The organism is Paenibacillus sp. J45TS6 (assembly GCF_018403285.1).
Taxonomy (GTDB): Bacteria; Bacillota; Bacilli; order Paenibacillales; family Paenibacillaceae; genus Paenibacillus.
The window spans coordinates 374938-391968 of sequence record NZ_BOSJ01000002.1; the positions used below are offsets into that span (position 1 = coordinate 374938).

At 42.8% G+C, this 17031-nt stretch carries 14 protein-coding genes; 6 read left to right on the forward strand and 8 right to left on the reverse strand.

The window, feature by feature from the left end:
* Window positions 1–54: 54 nt before the first annotated feature.
* The gene (locus tag KJS58_RS04385) at window positions 55–1269 is read right to left on the reverse strand and encodes an MFS transporter (protein WP_213530787.1); all 1215 of its coding nucleotides are present in this window, start codon (window positions 1267–1269) and stop codon (window positions 55–57) included.
* A 135-nt stretch (window positions 1270–1404) separates the two neighbouring features.
* Here KJS58_RS04385 and KJS58_RS04390 point away from each other — a divergent pair, with 135 nt between their 5' ends.
* Window positions 1405–1809, forward strand: a complete 405-nt coding sequence (locus tag KJS58_RS04390; RefSeq protein WP_213530789.1) for a winged helix-turn-helix transcriptional regulator — start codon at window positions 1405–1407, stop codon at window positions 1807–1809.
* Window positions 1810–1927: 118 nt separating this feature from the next.
* Here the strand turns inward: KJS58_RS04390 and KJS58_RS04395 are convergent, their stop codons facing one another.
* The 7 genes from KJS58_RS04395 to KJS58_RS04425 form a co-directional block, all read right to left on the reverse strand.
* A complete protein-coding gene (locus KJS58_RS04395; protein ID WP_213530792.1) occupies window positions 1928–2950 on the reverse strand; it encodes a FecCD family ABC transporter permease in 1023 nt (340 codons plus the stop codon).
* Window positions 2943–3953 carry a FecCD family ABC transporter permease gene (locus KJS58_RS04400; protein ID WP_213530793.1) on the reverse strand — a complete coding sequence of 337 codons (1011 nt, stop codon included), beginning with the start codon at window positions 3951–3953 and terminating at the stop codon, window positions 2943–2945. Before KJS58_RS04400 ends, KJS58_RS04395 begins: the two co-directional genes overlap by 8 nt.
* Before the next feature lie 22 nt (window positions 3954–3975).
* A complete protein-coding gene (locus KJS58_RS04405) occupies window positions 3976–4971 on the reverse strand; it encodes an ABC transporter substrate-binding protein (RefSeq protein ID WP_213530795.1) in 996 nt (331 codons plus the stop codon).
* Window positions 4972–5118: 147 nt separating this feature from the next.
* Window positions 5119–5967, reverse strand: coding sequence for a helix-turn-helix domain-containing protein (locus tag KJS58_RS04410; RefSeq protein WP_213530797.1), 849 nt, complete (start codon window positions 5965–5967; stop codon window positions 5119–5121).
* Window positions 5968–6158: 191 nt separating this feature from the next.
* Complete coding sequence (locus KJS58_RS04415) at window positions 6159–7001, reverse strand: alpha/beta hydrolase (protein WP_213530798.1); 843 nt, start codon at window positions 6999–7001, stop codon at window positions 6159–6161.
* Window positions 7002–7171: 170 nt separating this feature from the next.
* Window positions 7172–8683, reverse strand: a complete 1512-nt coding sequence (locus KJS58_RS04420) for a copper amine oxidase N-terminal domain-containing protein (protein WP_213530800.1) — start codon at window positions 8681–8683, stop codon at window positions 7172–7174.
* 323 nt (window positions 8684–9006) lie between these two features.
* Window positions 9007–10578, reverse strand: coding sequence for a leucine-rich repeat domain-containing protein (locus KJS58_RS04425; RefSeq protein ID WP_213530802.1), 1572 nt, complete (start codon window positions 10576–10578; stop codon window positions 9007–9009).
* A gap of 178 nt (window positions 10579–10756) precedes the next feature.
* Here KJS58_RS04425 and KJS58_RS04430 point away from each other — a divergent pair, with 178 nt between their 5' ends.
* From KJS58_RS04430 to KJS58_RS04450, 5 genes are all read left to right on the forward strand, one after another.
* Window positions 10757–12121 (forward strand): multicopper oxidase domain-containing protein, encoded by a 1365-nt coding sequence (locus tag KJS58_RS04430; RefSeq protein WP_213530804.1) that lies wholly within the window; start codon window positions 10757–10759, stop codon window positions 12119–12121.
* A gap of 382 nt (window positions 12122–12503) precedes the next feature.
* Complete coding sequence (locus KJS58_RS04435) at window positions 12504–13193, forward strand: response regulator transcription factor (protein ID WP_213530806.1); 690 nt, start codon at window positions 12504–12506, stop codon at window positions 13191–13193.
* On the forward strand, window positions 13190–14194 hold the full coding sequence (locus tag KJS58_RS04440) for a sensor histidine kinase (RefSeq protein WP_213530807.1): 1005 nt from the start codon (window positions 13190–13192) through the stop codon (window positions 14192–14194). The genes KJS58_RS04435 and KJS58_RS04440 overlap by 4 nt, the downstream gene beginning before the upstream one ends.
* Window positions 14195–14290: 96 nt before the next feature.
* Complete coding sequence (locus KJS58_RS04445) at window positions 14291–15046, forward strand: ABC transporter ATP-binding protein (protein WP_191802540.1); 756 nt, start codon at window positions 14291–14293, stop codon at window positions 15044–15046.
* Window positions 15043–16983: an FtsX-like permease family protein gene (locus tag KJS58_RS04450; protein WP_213530809.1), complete on the forward strand. Its 1941-nt coding sequence runs from the start codon at window positions 15043–15045 to the stop codon at window positions 16981–16983. Before KJS58_RS04445 ends, KJS58_RS04450 begins: the two co-directional genes overlap by 4 nt.
* Window positions 16984–17031 lie beyond the last annotated feature (48 nt).

Here is a 17031-nt window from a genome sequence, read left to right on the forward strand (position 1 = left end):
ATGATCCTCCAATAATTGTAATGTTATAAAGTACCAGTCATTTTTAGCCTGATCTTACTGAGCTGTTTGTGTTTGAGCCTTGCTATGCATCTTATCTTTACGCTCTAATCTGAGGCTCCACGCCGTCAGTATGGCGGCACCTACGACCATAACAGCCCCAATCCATGGCGTGTGAATGAGTCCAATCGAATCAGTTACGATTCCACCAAGATAAGCTCCGAGCGCAATTCCGGCGTTAAAAGCAGCAATATTAAGCGAGGATGCTACGTCCTTTGCTTCCGGTACATATCGCTCTGCTAGTATAACTGCATACACTTGCAATCCAGGCACATTCATAAAAGCAAACAACCCCATGAGGAAGATCGTTACTAAACCAGCAATAGGTGAAGGAATAGTAAATGTAAGAATAAGCAGGATCACAGCCTGGATAATAAACATAGTTAACAAAGCTTTTAGCGGGTTGCGGTCGGCTGCTTTTCCGCCGATAATATTCCCGATAGCGATCGCTATTCCGTAGAGCAATAGGATTGCTGCCACACTATTTTCCGAAAACCCGGTGATATCATGAAGTAGGGGGGATAGATACGTATATACTACGAACGTTCCTCCGTATCCAAGGGCTGTAATCGCCAGAATGAGAAGCAGACGTCCATTTGCGAGCAGTTTACCTTGATCCCGAAACCTCATTACCGTGCCTTTTCCTATCACTGCTGGGATCAAGAATAGATTTGCAATTAAAGCAATTACACCTATGATGACAATTGCCACAAATGCAGCTCTCCAGCCCATCAATCCACCAATAAAGGTACCAAGCGGTACGCCCGTTATCGTTGCTACCGTAAGTCCGGTGAACATAATGGAAATGGCACTTGCTCTTTTATGCTCTGCCACAAGATCCGCTGCGATCGTTGATCCGATGGACATGAATACCCCGTGAGCCAAGGCGCTAATAATACGGGCTATCAATAAGATTTCAATGCTATTTGCAAAAGCAGCGATGCTGTTGCCGATAATAAAAACAAACATGATAGCAATGAGCAGTTTTTTTCTCGCTAGACGAGATGTTAAAGAAGTAAGCACCGGGGCACCGAACATAACGCCTAAGGCGTATAATGTTACTGTTAATCCCGCTGTTGTTACGGATATATTCAGGTCATCAGCAATGAGAGGTAATAACCCTACGCTAATAAACTCGGTCGTTCCAATTGCGAAAGCGCTGATTGCCAAAGCAAGAAGAGCAAAGGTTGAATTTTTTCTATCGGGTGACATGACTCCACTCCTGTTGTATGGTAATTACCGGCCGGTAAGGCTATTATGAGTGATCTGGATTATAATAAACAGTACGTACTTTTAAGTACTATAGGAACTAAAAAGTTCCTTTTGGATAGAGGGAGGAATTATGATATGGCAAAAAAGTATAACATCTCTGTGGAAGCCACACTCGAAGTAATCGGCGGAAAATGGAAGTGTGTGATTTTGTGCCATCTTACACATGGAAAGAAAAGAACGAGTGACTTACGTCGCCTCATGCCTGCCATCACACAAAAGATGCTGACTCAGCAACTACGCGAACTGGAGGAAGACGGGATTGTAAACCGGATCAGCTATAACGAGGTTCCACCTAGAGTGGAGTACGAGCTTACCGAATATGGATGGAGTCTAGAGCCGATTTTGAATGCCCTATGTAATTGGGGAGAACTTCATATTCTTAAAGAACACGGAAGCCTGTCCGGCATGCTGGAGCGCAGTATACTAAACAAGATCCCTGAAGAGGAAGAAAGCACCTCAGGCAAGACAGCACTATCCTGAATCTAAGACGTTTTTCACGAAACTTGGATCAATAGGATTATGGCAAATCTCAGTGAATCACCCCATATAAAAAAACGCCGCTTTTGTATCTCTACAAAGCGGCGTTTTCTATATCTGCCTATACTCTTGTTTTAAAGAGCAAGTATACAAAGTAGGGCACTCCAATAATAGAAATAACGATGCCTACGGGAAGCTCTGCCGGGGCAAAGATTGTTTTGCCAATTAAATCACCCACTACGACCATCGCCATCCCTACAAGCCCAGATACAGGAATCATATGACGATGATGAAGGCCGACAAGCCTCCGCGCAATGTGAGGTGCAATAAGACCAACAAAACCTACGCTTCCCGCTACCGCTACACAGGCGCTGACAATCCCAACGCTATACAGCAGCAGTAAAATACGCTCCCGATTTACCGAGACGCCTGCTCCCATCGCGCTTCCTTCCTCAAGCTGCATTACATCCAAGATAAGTGACTTTCGCCAAATGAGTGGGATAAAGATTATAAGCCAAGGCAGCATAGCAACAATAAATTGCCAGTTGGCATTATAGATACTTCCCGCCAGCCACACGGTAGCCATCTCAAAATCCTTCGGATTCATCTTAAGAGATACATAGAGCGTTATAGCCCCAAAACCGGAGGAGACGGCAATTCCTACTAAAATAAGCCTTTGGGAATCCAGCTTCCCGCGCTCTAGGGCAAACATGAGAATGAGCGCAGTAGCAGCGAGTCCGCCTACGAGACCAAATAAAGGCATCGTCATAATGGAGAAGAAACTAGCCCCAGTAATGGTCCCTTGAAAGAGAAACATAAAAAGGACAATTGCTGTACCTGCTCCCGCATTAATACCAAGCATTCCAGGATCCGCAAGGGGATTGCGCACGATGCCCTGAACGACAGCACCGGCAGTGCCAAGACCAAGTCCCAGCAGTAACGCAATGACGATCCGTGGCAAGCGAAAATCAAAAATAACGAGATGATGTTCCCGTGATGTATCCATTCCTAAGAGCGTCTTTACTACATCGGTCACCGTCATATCAAACGTACCGTTCGTTATGCTGATATAAGAAGCCAGAAGGATGATCGCTGCCGTAACAAAGACCACAGTTCCCCTTTTTCTTCGATTTGTATTATACATTGGCCTTTCCCCCTCTGGTTTTGATCAGATACAGGAAGAAAGGAACCCCGAACAGTGCCGTGATCACACCGATAGGTGTTTCAAAAGGCGCGTTGACAAATCGGCTCAGCACATCACACCAAGCGAGAAAAAGCCCGCCAAGAATACCTGAGCAAGGAATAACCCATTTGTAATCCACACCTACAAAAAAACGAGTAATGTGCGGAATCAGAAGCCCGACAAATGCAATTTTTCCGGCAAGTGCCACTGAAATTCCCGTTAAAATAACGACACTAAGGATGGACAATGCTTTTACCCATTTGGTACGTTGCCCAAGTCCAGCAGCCATCTCTTCCCCAAGGGACAAGATCGTTATCGATTTGGATAGGCTCATGGCAAGAGCCAGTCCAACGATAGCAAAAGGAATGACCAGTTTTATAAGCTCTGGGTCCATTTGGTGCAGTCTTGCGTTATACCAGAAACTTATATTTTGAGATACCTGAAAATAGGTTGCTGCTGCTTCGGATAATCCACTCAGAAACGTACCGATGATCGTCCCCAGAATAGCGAGACGGACCGGAGTCATTCCTCTCGGTAATAACCAGGCAAGTGAAAAAACAATCCCTGCGCCAATCGCTGATCCGAGTAATGAAAAAGCAATGTAACCTAGAGACGATGTACCCGGCAGCAGGATCATACAAAAAGTAATGACAAAAACAGAGCCGTCGGAGACACCCATAATCGAGGGAGAAGCCAAATAGTTGCGAGTCATTCCCTGCATAAGTGCACCCGAGATCGCAAGAAATGCCCCAATAAGCAGAGCCCCCACGACTCTTGGGAGCCGTGAGGTCATAATGATCTGATGATCGATACTGTCTGTATCAAAGTGGAATATGGCATTCCACACTTCTGCAGGTTCGATATTTTTTGCTCCATAATGAATGGAGAATAGAATGGTTAGAGCCACAAGAATAGGAGCTGTCACCAGAATGAGGGACGGATTTATTTTTCCTTTAGGTATCATAAGTTTCTATCGTCGCCGCGGTCTACTTCGTCAGTTGCTCTACAGCAGCTGTTAGGAAATTCGTTCTGCTCCAAGCCGGTCCACCCTCGGAGAGAGGATCAATGACATTAATAAATACATGGTCATCTTTAAAAGCTGTGGTCTTTTGGATAATTGGATTGTTCTGCAGATCCTCTAATGCCGCTGGATTGTCTTTATTCGACTGCTCTTCAAACTGAATAAATACATAGTCTGGATTCATCTCTGCAAACTGCTCAACCGATATCATCTCCTGCGCTTCTGCTGCCGTAACTTCAGCTGGCGGCGTAAGTCCCAGATCTTCATATAAAACGGGATTTACAAATACATTCGCCGGATAGATATACATCTCTCCCCCGCGGATACGAATCGCGACAACTTCTTTATCGTTCAAAGTATCACCCAGCTCAGTTTTAGATGCCTCTACTTGAGCCTCGTATTCTTCGATGATTTGTTTCGCCTCATCTTGCTTTCCAGTGAGCTCTGCCATCAAACTCAAGTTATCCTTCCAGTCTGAAGCGATATGTGAAACTTGAATAAGCGGGGCAATTTTCTTTAGTTGTTCTACTACTTCCGGTTTGAACTTCGTTGTACCCAGAATCACATCTGGCTGCAGAGAAAGGATCGTCTCAAAGTTAGGTTCTGTCTTTTCTCCAATGGACTGCGCTTGATCTGTGATTGATACGAAACGTTCCGGAAATTCACCACCTATAGTAATGGCGCCTGCTGGATGCACATCAAGTACGAGCGCATCTTCCATCGCTTCCATTGCACCTGTGATGACAATTTTTTCTGCATTAACCGGAATAATATATTCTTGACCCAAGTATGTAATGCTGCGAGTATCGCTAGCTGTCTCATTTGTTTCCGATGTTGGTTCGGAACTAGCCGGTGTCTGCTCGCCTGTTCCCGCAGCCTCTTTATCTCCGCCACTGTTTCCGCACGCTGCAAGCATCACAAGCAGAAGGACTAGCATTCCGATGAAAGCTGTTTTTTTCATTTCTAATGGACCCCTCTCCGTATCTCATTCAATAATTGATAATGATTATCATTATTGAATGATACTGGAGAAGAGAGCGGTTATCCATGGACATTTTCCTGATAGACCTGTAATAATTACCGATCACCTCTGCATCTGGTTGCTGAATTAATGAGAACCCGCTCGATAGGCAGAAGGGGAAGTCCCCATCATCTTCTTAAACTTCCGGCTAAAATAGAACTCATCCGGATATCCGACGAGATGTGCGATCTCTCTCAGCTTCAGTTCAGGGTCCATCATGAGTCGTTTGGCTTGCTCCATGCGGACGGTGGCTATGTATTCTGTTACACTGACTCCATAATGTTTTTTGAACAGCTCGCTGTAGTATTTCAAACTTAGTCCTGCCATCCGGCAAAGTTTATCCAGCGTTAAGCTTTCAGTATAGTGCCGGTCAATGTAATCTTTGGTCAACTGTAATGCAGAATCCGTATCTACCCGAGCCTGATCGCTGCTTTTCGCTATCCAGTAAAGGGCCTCCTGGAAAAGAAGCTGACTGCGATATCTCCCAAGCCCTTCCCCGCTATGCCAGTGACCATAAATAGAGTTACATATATCGGTAAACCAGCTGATCTCGTGATGCGATAGATCCATTAAGTGCCCCACAAGCGGCATATCAGATACAAGAAGATGCTGCTTCCGGTCATCTTGTTGATACACATCATAGCCAATTACGGTAAGGTTCACTTCGTCACTACCCTTACAGTCCATCACCAGCTTCTCCTCATTCATACACGAATAGATACATGTACCGTCAACGGGAAGAGAGCAATCCCTCCACGTTAAGCACCCCTGTCCCTCAGCAACCATCAGCAGATGAGAAGAATGATCATTCATATCAGAAGGATTCCACTTTTTAGTTGCGTTCACCTTAAGAACTTCTTTCAGCTTTACAACAGAGGAATCTAAGAGTTGCTTGCCTTGTTCGCTACCTAACTTTGAGGTCGTTATCTCAAGCATGAAAAATAATCACCGCCTTATTAATGATAATGATTATCAATATCATAAACAGAGTTTATCATACTTTTCTGTTTAACAGTGATTTAATTCTCACTTTTTTTGTAAAATTAAAAAGCCCGGCCTTACAGCGAGTGGTTCACTGTATTTTCCGGGCTTCATTTTATGAGTTTTCTCATCTATCTCTTGATATGTTAGTCCGTTTCCTCTTGTGCCCACCCATTAAATCGCAAAGCTCTATTAATGAGTACAGGTACAATGGACAGATGATTCTCAGCCTCAAAGGCTTGATAAGCTACATGCACTCCAAACTCTTCAAGCTTGCTTAATCTCTCCGCCTGCTCCTCTGCGTTTCTGACCATCGGTACTTTCAGATTTCCTTCCCGTTCCCCTACCGCAATCAGCACCCGGGTATTCAGTTTATGTCTACCCTTGTTAACCTCCTCCAGCCATTTCTGTTCCTGCTGACGTAAATACATCTCATTCCAGTGAATGGACGGACTGCCTGCAATGTAAGTGTGAAAAGAATGAGGTCTAGCAAAGAGCATATGCAGTACAAAAAGTCCGCCGAGCGAGTGTCCCACAATCATCTGTCTGCTCGAATCAACCGGGTACCGGCTTTCTACCAACGGCTTTAGTTGATCTTCTACAAATGACATAAAATCCAGTGCTCCACCCTGCTCGGGAAGCGTCCTTCCAAACGGAAGTTCCGGTAAATCCTTTTCCGGTGCAGGCATCGTAAAATCATAGTGGCGTTTGGCCGGAAAAGGAGCTTCTACGTTGTATCCAATGCCAACCACAATAGCAGGCACTACACCGGTTTTTTCCGGCCTTAAGGACTGAATACGCACCATCTCCGCCGTCATCGTAAAGGTGCTGTTTCCATCAAGTGTATAAATGATGGGAAATCCAGAGGCGGGCACTTTTCCGCTCGGTTGGTAAATCTGTACTCGATACTCCTGTCCATTTATGCTTGAAGTGACAGACCATTCATCGGTTCCCGCTAAGGTCACGTTTTTCATTGAAGTGTTCTCCATTCTATTCTCCCCTTTCACGCTTGCCTTACCTTGTTTTTCGCATTATATTGCACTGATAAGCCAAAGGGACATGGATATTCTCCGGAAAAATATCAGTAAGACCTAAGAAAGGACCCCACTAATCTTAGTGGAGTCCTTTTCATAAACTATATCTGCCGCCTAATTAAAAACTAGTTACGCTGAACGGAATAACCTTCCTCTTCCACAGTTACACTAGCTCCGAGTGCATCAGCAATGGAACGAAGCGGTACATAAATCGTCCCTTGAGCTGTGTAAGGTGCTTGCGGCAATGTAACTGCCTTCCCATTGATTGTGGCTTTTTTCGAGCCTAGTGTATAGGTCGATTGCTCAAGTGTAAGATCATTAATTACGGTGAGTTGTTTAGAGCCTTTTGTCCATTTCACTTCTGCATCGAAATGTTCAGCAAAGTAACGGAGAGGAACAAATGCAGTCCCTTTTACATTTTCTGCTCCGTACACTGGGTCATTTGACTCCAGGTAAAGATAAGAAGTTGTCATGCCGGATTGCAAAAGCAGATCATATACCGGCTTCGTTCCTTCAAAGTTACGAAGCATCTGACCTGTTGTCACCTCTCCAAAGAGTGGATCAAGGTACCCTTTAGAAAGGTCAACTTGATCAGCCGTTACTTTTCCGCCAAAATTCCATGATTCAGCATCGCTTGTAACTCTAACCTCTGAAACGGGGATATCTTTAGAAACAGGGAGTGCAACCGTTAGTTCCATATTGCTCTTCCGTGCATTCAGATCCTTATCGAAGTAATAATTCACAACAAGACTACTCTTATCACTAAAGACGGTTTTCATCTCTGGAGTTTCCGTGAGCATCTTGTCAATCTCTGTATCGATCGTCTTCACATATTCATCAAGAAGACCTTTAATCATGCCATAATAAATTGTTACTGCTTCTTCTTTGGTAGCAGGCAAGATTCCCTCTGCTAATCCTTCTGCTCCTTCTATCTCTTGGTAAGAGGAGAACACTACCTTAACCGCATCATAAATATCTCCAATTAGTTGTTTCAAGCCGTTCTCATCCTGTGCAATACTGCTGAGGAAAGGACGTACCATCTTGAGTACTTCTGCTCCGCTAATCTCAGCATGAAGTTTTGTAAGATTCAGTTTCTCTCCATTTACCGTTGCTTCTTCTTGACCTACCGAGATCTTATTCGGATTAGGAAGATGCTTGACGATAAAACTGGCTACATTCCATATCGCATCTTCCATCTGCTTATTGTATGCCGTCATATCTGGAAGAGACGGATCTAGTGCGTATGAAAGATAGATTGGCTGCTTTGCTCCTTCTATTTGCAGGGCAGCTCCTTTTTCATCCAAACTCAAAAGGAAGGGGATTTCTGCTTTCTGATAATGAACTTTCCCCTTAATGGAAGCAGTATCCTTATCTTCTACTTTTGCACTATCAATATATAGAGAAAATGAATTGATAAGTTCAATGATGGCGAGATCTTCTTCCGATGCATTTGCTGAAGGGGTAACTTTTACCTGTAAAGTCTCTTTTGTCTCACTGGATTGATACATACGATCTTTACTTCCAAGTAGAGCTGAGCTTACATCCAGTCCACCAACAGCCTGACATCCGGTAAGGATAACAAGCAAAAGAGCTAGTGGTGCGGCGAACCATTTTAACTTCTTACGAATTCGAATCATATTCTCCTCCTCGATCTTGGTATTGAAGTTTACATCCAGATCTTATCTTACATAGAAAGGTAATATATGTAAACCCTTGATTATTTTTTCACATTCTATGACATGTTGTTCGACAAATTGGGACAACATTGATGGGCAAACCCAGGCTAGATATATAAATATGACGAATACCTATGAAAATAAATGATTTTTGTAGTTTCTATAAAAAGAGAATACACCAAGGCAAACACCTATTTTCCTGTTCTAGAAAATTAATAATTATTAGTATTCTTTTATCGATCTACGTACAGAAAGAACCCCCGTACATAGACGGGGGTTTAAGCTTATTTATCCGCAAAGATAAGTGTTGTTTTTGAGTTGTTTATATAGCCCACTTTCGTTCCGAGCTGTTCGGATACAAAACGGAGGGGAATACAGGTCACTCCACTCTTCAGCATCAGCGGAGCATCATAGAGTGTAGTCTTGCCATTTACCTTCACTTGTCTGTTACCAACAGTCCAACGGATGGACGTATCATTCTTCTGAATGGTTACCTCTTTCTTCTTTTGATCCCATGTAACATCGGCTCCAAGCTGCTCTGATATAAAACGAAGGGGGACATAAGTACGTCCTTTTTCAAGAAAAGGAGCAACTCGAAGTAAATAAGGCCCATCCCCGATATAGGCTGTTTTCGAACCTTCCTGAAGACGCTGGTATTTCCCCTGCGGAGTAACATCTTCCGGGTTCCCTCCAAGTTCAGTGAACAAACTCCATGTATTCGATCCATAAGTTAGATCAAGATAATTATCTTTTAGATTAAGCCCGTAATAAGGAGGTTCTCCCGATGATCCTTGCCGAGTATAGGTAAACTGTTGATTCTGGATCGGCTTCAGGTCCCAAACCAGATTACTGGATAGATTTAAACTCTGAATATGGTTCAAATGTTGTAAAGGTTCAAGATTAAAAATTAGATTCTTGGAAACATCCAGATTCGTTAGCGATTTTAGATCCTTCAGTGGTTCTAGGCTTGTTATCTGATTATCAGAAGCGTTTAGATCGGTGAGCTGCTGCAGATCTTGAATAGGAGTAAGACTGTTTAGCTGTAAGCCTGACAGATCTAGAATCTCAAGATTCGTAAGATGACTCATATTTTGCAGCTCGTCTATATTGGACAATGGATTATGTGCAAGCTTCAGACTGACAATGGATCTAGGTAACTCATTTATGTAGGTTGCATCTGTTATCTGGTTTTGATTAAGATCGAGAATTTGCAGATTTGGAAGCTTGGTAAGAACGGATATATTTTTAATTTGGTTAGAGGGAGCGAGCAGTTCCTTTAGTGATGTCATGTTTACTAAAGGTTCTATACTTTCAATTTTATTAAAATTGATGTCTAGCGCACGTAAGGATGCCGCTCCTGACAGACCATCTAAACTTGTGATCTGATTTCCTCCAGCATAAAGTGTATGTAACCTTGGAAAGTTACGGGTCACACCGAGTGATGTAATTGCATTATTGCTTACAATAAGTCGTTCCATCTGTGTGTTTTTCTCAAGTGGTTCTATGGAACTGACATAGTTATTCGTAACATCGACTTCCCGCAGGGTTGTTATCTCTTTGAGCGGTGACAAATCTTCGACCTGGTTATATGGAATCCGCAGATGTGTGAGGTGAACTGCATGCTCCAGCCCGGAAAGACTTCGAATTCCCGATGAAGGAAGGTCAATCACCGTTAATTTCTCCAAATCACTTACCGTGAGTTCCTCATCTTGTGCTTTATTCAGGATCATCTTTAGACCATTGTCCAAGTATGGGTCTGTTACTAGACCTTGCCCAGCAGCATATAGATATGTGTCTTGTCCTCCCCAGCCCATCGCAAATAAAAACGTAAGTACAATGGTTATTACCCTCTTCATTCCCCGTATCCTCCCCTTTATAACTGTACTTTCTATTCTTATACGTACTCGAATTCCTATATAGGAGACTAATATCCTTATGTTTAAGCCATAATTTAATAATAAGACGAAAAGTAGAGAACCTATGTTTCAAACATCCCTCTACCCTTTACCCAGATCGAGATGAAAGGAATACATTATGAGAAAAATATTCAATAAATTTCTATATATATGTTTAGTTTCCCTGCTGCTAGCGCTGTTGTTTCTTCCTGTGGTGAGCCCTTTATTTCATGAGTCAGATCAGGCAATTCCTTCTTCTACTGTTGCAGACCCCGAGCAGAAGGATGAAATACCTGCGGTTAAACAATTCCACCTCTATGCAACAGATGGTACTCTTGTATTGCCGGACGGAACTTCCGTTTATGTATGGGGTTATAGTGAGAAAAACGAGAAAGGATCGGCAACTTATCCTGCCCCTACCTTGACTGTTAACGAAGACGACAAAGTAGAAGTAACTCTTACTAATATCGGCACTGCCAAGAAAGGAATAAAGAGGGTAGGCCATACCATTCATTTTCATGGTCTAGATACAGATCAAGCGAATGATGGTGTTCCTCATACCTCAAAAGATCTGCTCGTAGGTGAAAGCTTCACCTATCAATTTCAGGCGAAACATGCGGGGACGTATTTCTATCACTGTCATGTCGATACGGTAGAACACTTGCAGATGGGGATGACAGGTGCCTTCATTGTCCAAGCAAAAGACGGAATAAAAACAGCTTGGACCAGTGGACCTGCTTTTACAAAAGAGTATACCTTTATGCTGAACGAGATTGACCCTGTGTGGCACAAAGCCGTGGAAGAAGGTAAAAAATATGATCGAACCACCTTCCATCCCACCTACTTCACCATCAACGGAAAAGCCTATCCTGATACAGAGAAAGACCCAGCGACCATGATTGACGGAAAACTCGGAGACAAAGTGCTTGTACGTCTCATTAATACGGGGTATCAAGCTCACGCTATGCACCTGCATGGATTTCATTTTGAAGTGATTGCTTCCGATGGAAGACCGCTGGCTTCGCCGCTGATCAAAGACACGGTTAATGTGGGGCCTGGAGAACGATACGATCTGCTCATTACTTTCGATCAAGATGGCTCATATCCTTTCCATAGCCATAACATTATCGACAATACGAACAATGGCATTTACCCTGGCGGGATGCATACGATGGTCCAAGTCACTAAGGATGGGAAAACACCGGCAGGTACACATTATCATCAACATACAGATACCATTCCTGAAGAAATCAGAGAGGGAACTACCGTTGTTATCAGCGATATGCGTTACTCCATTCCAGAACTCAAAGTGAAGCAAGGAACGACCGTCACTTGGATTAACAACGACCCTATGTTTCATACCGTAACTTCTATAGATGATAAATTTGATTCTCGTCATATCGAACCTGGTAAGCAGTACTCCTATACTTTCCAGGAAAAGGGAACCTTTCCCTACTACTGTGCCACGCATCCTAGTATGGAGGCAAGTGTTATTGTAGAATAACAAAAAATCGCCTGCTCAAACGTGTGGGAGCAGGCGATTGTTCTATTTGCTTACTTATTTTACTTACTTATTTTACTTACTTATTTGCCTTCCGTTTCGAATGAATCTGGCTCATCATCACGGATCGCCTTATCTTCTTCATTCTCGTTCGGATCTGTATTTTTCATCAGCTTTACCATCGAAATCCCTCTTTTCAAAGATAGATTTTTAGTAACTTATCTTCTTTATATGTAACCTCATATTCCGTTCTCTTAAACATACGACCCAGCTGCTCTTCTTCTTACATATCGGTAAAATCACATCGTTCTCTTTTAAGGAAGAGGCTTTTTCGGTTACACTTGCCCTAGGAGATCTAACTTGTCAGAAAGCGCGGTGACACTCTTTGTTTACAATTATGCTTATTGAAGATGATGCGACCCTTTTTAGTGAAATCAAGGAACGGCTTGCTCAGTGGTCATATAACGTATATGGAGTACAGGATTTTAATCAGGTATTTCAAGAGTTCACAGCAATAAAACCCGACCTTGTTATCATCGATATCCAGCTTCCGAAATTTGATGGTTTTCACTGGTGCCGGATTATCCGGTCCCATTCGAATGTGCCGATTATTTTTCTCTCCTCCAGGGATCACCCAACCGATATGGTTATGTCCATGCAGCTCGGAGCCGACGATTTTGTACAGAAACCTTTTCACTTTGATGTTCTCATTGCCAAAATACAGGCTACCCTTAGACGGGTTTATAATTATAATACCGAGCGCATTGAACTGCGGACCTGGCGCGGAGCCACCATTGAGTATGTCAAAAATACAATCTCCAATGAACAAGGTTCGATCGACCTCACTAAAAATGAAATGTTCATTCTCAAAATTTTAACCGAGCATAAAAACCAGATTGTCAGCAGAGAAAAACTCATCCAAAACCTATGGGATCATGAACACTTTGTCAGCGATAATACCCTGACGGTGAATGTGAATCGGCTGCGTAAGAAACTCGAAACGATTGGCCTGGATATCTATATTGAGACAAAAGTGGGACAAGGATATATCGCTACGGAAGAGGTCAGCGTATGATCTGGACCTTTCTTAAAGAACGCAGAACTTGGCTTCTTCTTTTATTGTCTATACAGCTGATCATTCTGTTTATTTCCTATATCGATAATACAATTCCATTTATGTCGATGCTGTACATTGTTCTTCTTCTCACCCTCCTGTGCACCTGCTTTGTGGTGCTGCGGTACACGAAAGAGACGAAATTCTATGCAAATATGAAGAATTGGGATCACACCTATGATCTCGCTGAACTACGTAGTGCGGACAGCCCTTTTGAGCAGATTGTTCTGGACGCTGTCACTTTACAGACCGAACGTTACAAACGCGAAACTTCTCATCATTATATGCTCCTTGAACAGGAAAAGGACGAGCTGCTCTCCTGGATCCATGAAGTCAAAACACCGCTGACGGCGATGCAGCTGATGATCGATCGGCTTCCCGATGAGACCCTGCAAAGACAACTGATGTATGAATGGCTGCGAATTCATCACCTGCTCGACCAGCAGCTGCACCAGAAGCGAATTCCTTTTATTCAAAATGATCTATACATTGAAGTTTCTGAGCTCGAGCCCATCATCTACCAAGAAATTCGGACCTTGAAATCCTGGTGTATTCAAAAAGGAATCGGTTTTGATGTTTCTCTGACAGAAACGAGTGTACTGACCGATGCCAAATGGCTTGGCTTTATCCTCAGACAGCTGATTACCAATGCAGTAAAATACAGTGCATCCTCCGATATTCTTATTGAGAGTTCACGCCTAGATGATCATGTTGTACTTACAATCCAAGATGCAGGCAGAGGTATTGATCCAAAAGATCTGCCTCGTATTTATGAGCGAGGATTTACTTCCACAACGCATCATGAAGACAGCGCCTCTACGGGAATGGGCTTATATCTTGCAAAACAAGTGGCGGATTCGCTGCACATTCGCATGAACGTTTCTTCTGTACTTGGAGAAGGTACGACTTTTACATTGACCTTCCCTAGAAAAAATGAATTTGTACGTATTACGGGCATGTGACAACATCGTCACATGCTTTTGTATATTGTTCGTTAAATCGAAGGAAAGCCGGCTCCGCTTTTATTATGATAGGTACATAACAAAGGAGTGAGTGAATTGATCATACTTGAAGCAAGTAAAATTCATAAAACATACGGAAATAAATTTAACAAACAGGAAGTCCTCAAAGGCATTGACCTTCGAGTAAATAAAGGGGAATTTGTGAGCATCATGGGGGCTTCGGGTTCGGGTAAAACAACCCTGCTGAACGTTCTTTCTTCCATTGATCAGGTAAGCCAAGGAACGATCCAGATTGAAGGGAAAGAATTTACAGGGATGAAGGAAAAACAATTGGCGGAGTTCCGTAAACATCACCTTGGCTTTATTTTTCAGGAGTATAACTTACTCGACACACTAACGGTTCGGGAAAACGTACTGCTGCCGCTGTCCATCAAGAATGTCTCCAAAAAAGAAGCGAATGAAAAGTTCCAGAACATTGCTTCCGAGCTTGGAATCTATGAGCTGAAGGATAAATATCCAAGTGAAATCTCAGGCGGACAAAAACAGCGAACCTCCGCCGCGAGGGCCTTTATCCATGATCCAAGCATTATTTTTGCGGATGAACCAACGGGCGCTCTTGATTCCAAGTCCGCTTCGGATCTGCTCAATAAACTGAGCGACATGAACGAGAAACACCAAGCAACGATTATTATGGTAACGCATGATCCGGTAGCGGCCAGTTACTGCAGCCGAGTTGTTTTTATCAAGGACGGTCAGATCTATACTCAGCTTAATAAAGGGGAAGAATCAAGACAATCCTTCTTTAACGACATTATTAAAACCCAAGGCGTGCTGGGCGGTGTTCAGGAGTGAATCTTAACTACTTGATCTTTCGAAACTTGAAAAAAAATATTAAAAATTATTATTTATATGTCTTCGCTCTTATTTTTAGCGTTGCCCTATACTTTTCGTTTGTTACGCTTCAGTACGATCCTGCAATGGATGAAGCAGCCGGTTCAGTAAAAGGGGGCGCTGCTATCGGCGCTGCGTCTGTTCTGCTGGTCGCTATTGTTGCTGTATTTTTGCTTTACGCCAATACCATCTTTATTAAACGGCGCAGTAAAGAAATCGGATTATTTCAGCTTATTGGTCTTACCAAAGGAAAGATTTTTCAAATCCTCAGTGCTGAAAATTTGATTCTTTATTTTGGCTCCATGGTCGTCGGTATTGCGTCTGGATTTGCTGTTTCCCGCTTGGTGCTGATGATTCTGTTCAAAATCCTTCAAGTAGATGAAATCGCAAAACTGCGTTTTTCTACAGAGGCACTTTTCCAAACAATCATTGTATTTGCGGCGATCTATCTGCTTATCATGATCATGAACTACCTGTTTATTAAGCGCCAGAGTATTCTCTCTCTATTCCGGGTTACCTCTTCTACACAGCAGCGTGTACAGAAGATGTCCGTATGGGGAATCTTGGTAGGACTGCTCGGCTTAGCTCTCATTATCGTTGGTTATTATGTATCCTCCCAGCTCTTTGGAGGTAAGTTTATCGAGATGAATCAGCTGATGATCGGGATGCTTTTTATTCTGGCTAGTGTCATTATTGGAACCTATTTGTTCTACAAAGGATCCGTAAGCTTTATTTTTAATCTGATTCGTAAACATCGAAAAGGATATTTGTCGATAAGTGAAGTACTGTCTCTGTCGTCCATTATGTTCCGGATGAAGTCGAACGCACTGTTGCTCACAATTATTACTACTGTGTCGGCACTTGCGATAGGTCTTCTGTCACTCAGCTATATTTCATATTATTCAGCAGGTTCATCAGCTAAGAACAGTGTTCCAAATGACTTCTCATTTTCTACAGTAGAGACGAAGAATCGTTTTCTAGCAGAGCTGACAAACCAGCAAATTGCATATAAAGAAACGTTTAGAGAGCCGGTTATGCTGAAATTTGACATCTCACATATTTTGATTGGCGACAATACAATTTCGAGTAGTTTAAAAGACAGCTTTGTCATTCCTGTCATTTCAAAATCACAGGCGGGCAGCATAGATGTAAAACCGGGGGAAGTCCAATTCGCAGGTTATACCGGCGCAATCAGCTCATTTATGACGCTGAAAGATAAAGGAGAAGTAACCCTTCTTGGACCGACAAAATCACAGACATTGCAGCTCACTGGTATGAACGAAGAATCTCTGCTCAGTTATTATTACAGCCGCGGAATGCCTACTGCCATCGTTGATGACAGTGTATATGAAAAATTTCGCAAAGAGTATGATTCGGAGTACCAGAATGAATATAATTCTGCATATTATGGCATTGATATAACCGACCGCTCAAATCTTAATGCTGCTAATGAAATTTTCCATGAACAAGGCTTAGATTACCCAAATTTCTCTCAGCTGGATATGAAGCTGTCGCAGATCGAAACAATGGGGCTGATCATGTTTATTGTCGGATTCTTGGGACTTACTTTCCTAATCACTTCCGGATGTATCCTATACTTTAAACAGATGGACGAAAGTGAAGAAGAACGACCAAACTATACGATTTTACGGAAACTCGGGTTCACACAAGGCAATCTGCTTCGCGGTATTCAGTATAAGCAGCTATTTAACTTTGGGATACCGCTGATGGTCGGACTATGTCACAGCTATTTTGCCGTAAAATCAGGCTGGTTCTTCTTCGGAACAGAAATGCTCACACCCATGATTCTGGTTATGGTGGTGTACACCGTTCTTTATTCCATCTTTGGCATTCTGTCCGTACTGTATTATAAAAAAGTAATTAAAGAGTCATTATAATGATTCTTTAACCATTTAGCTCTTCTACATCTGTACACTTCAAAAAAA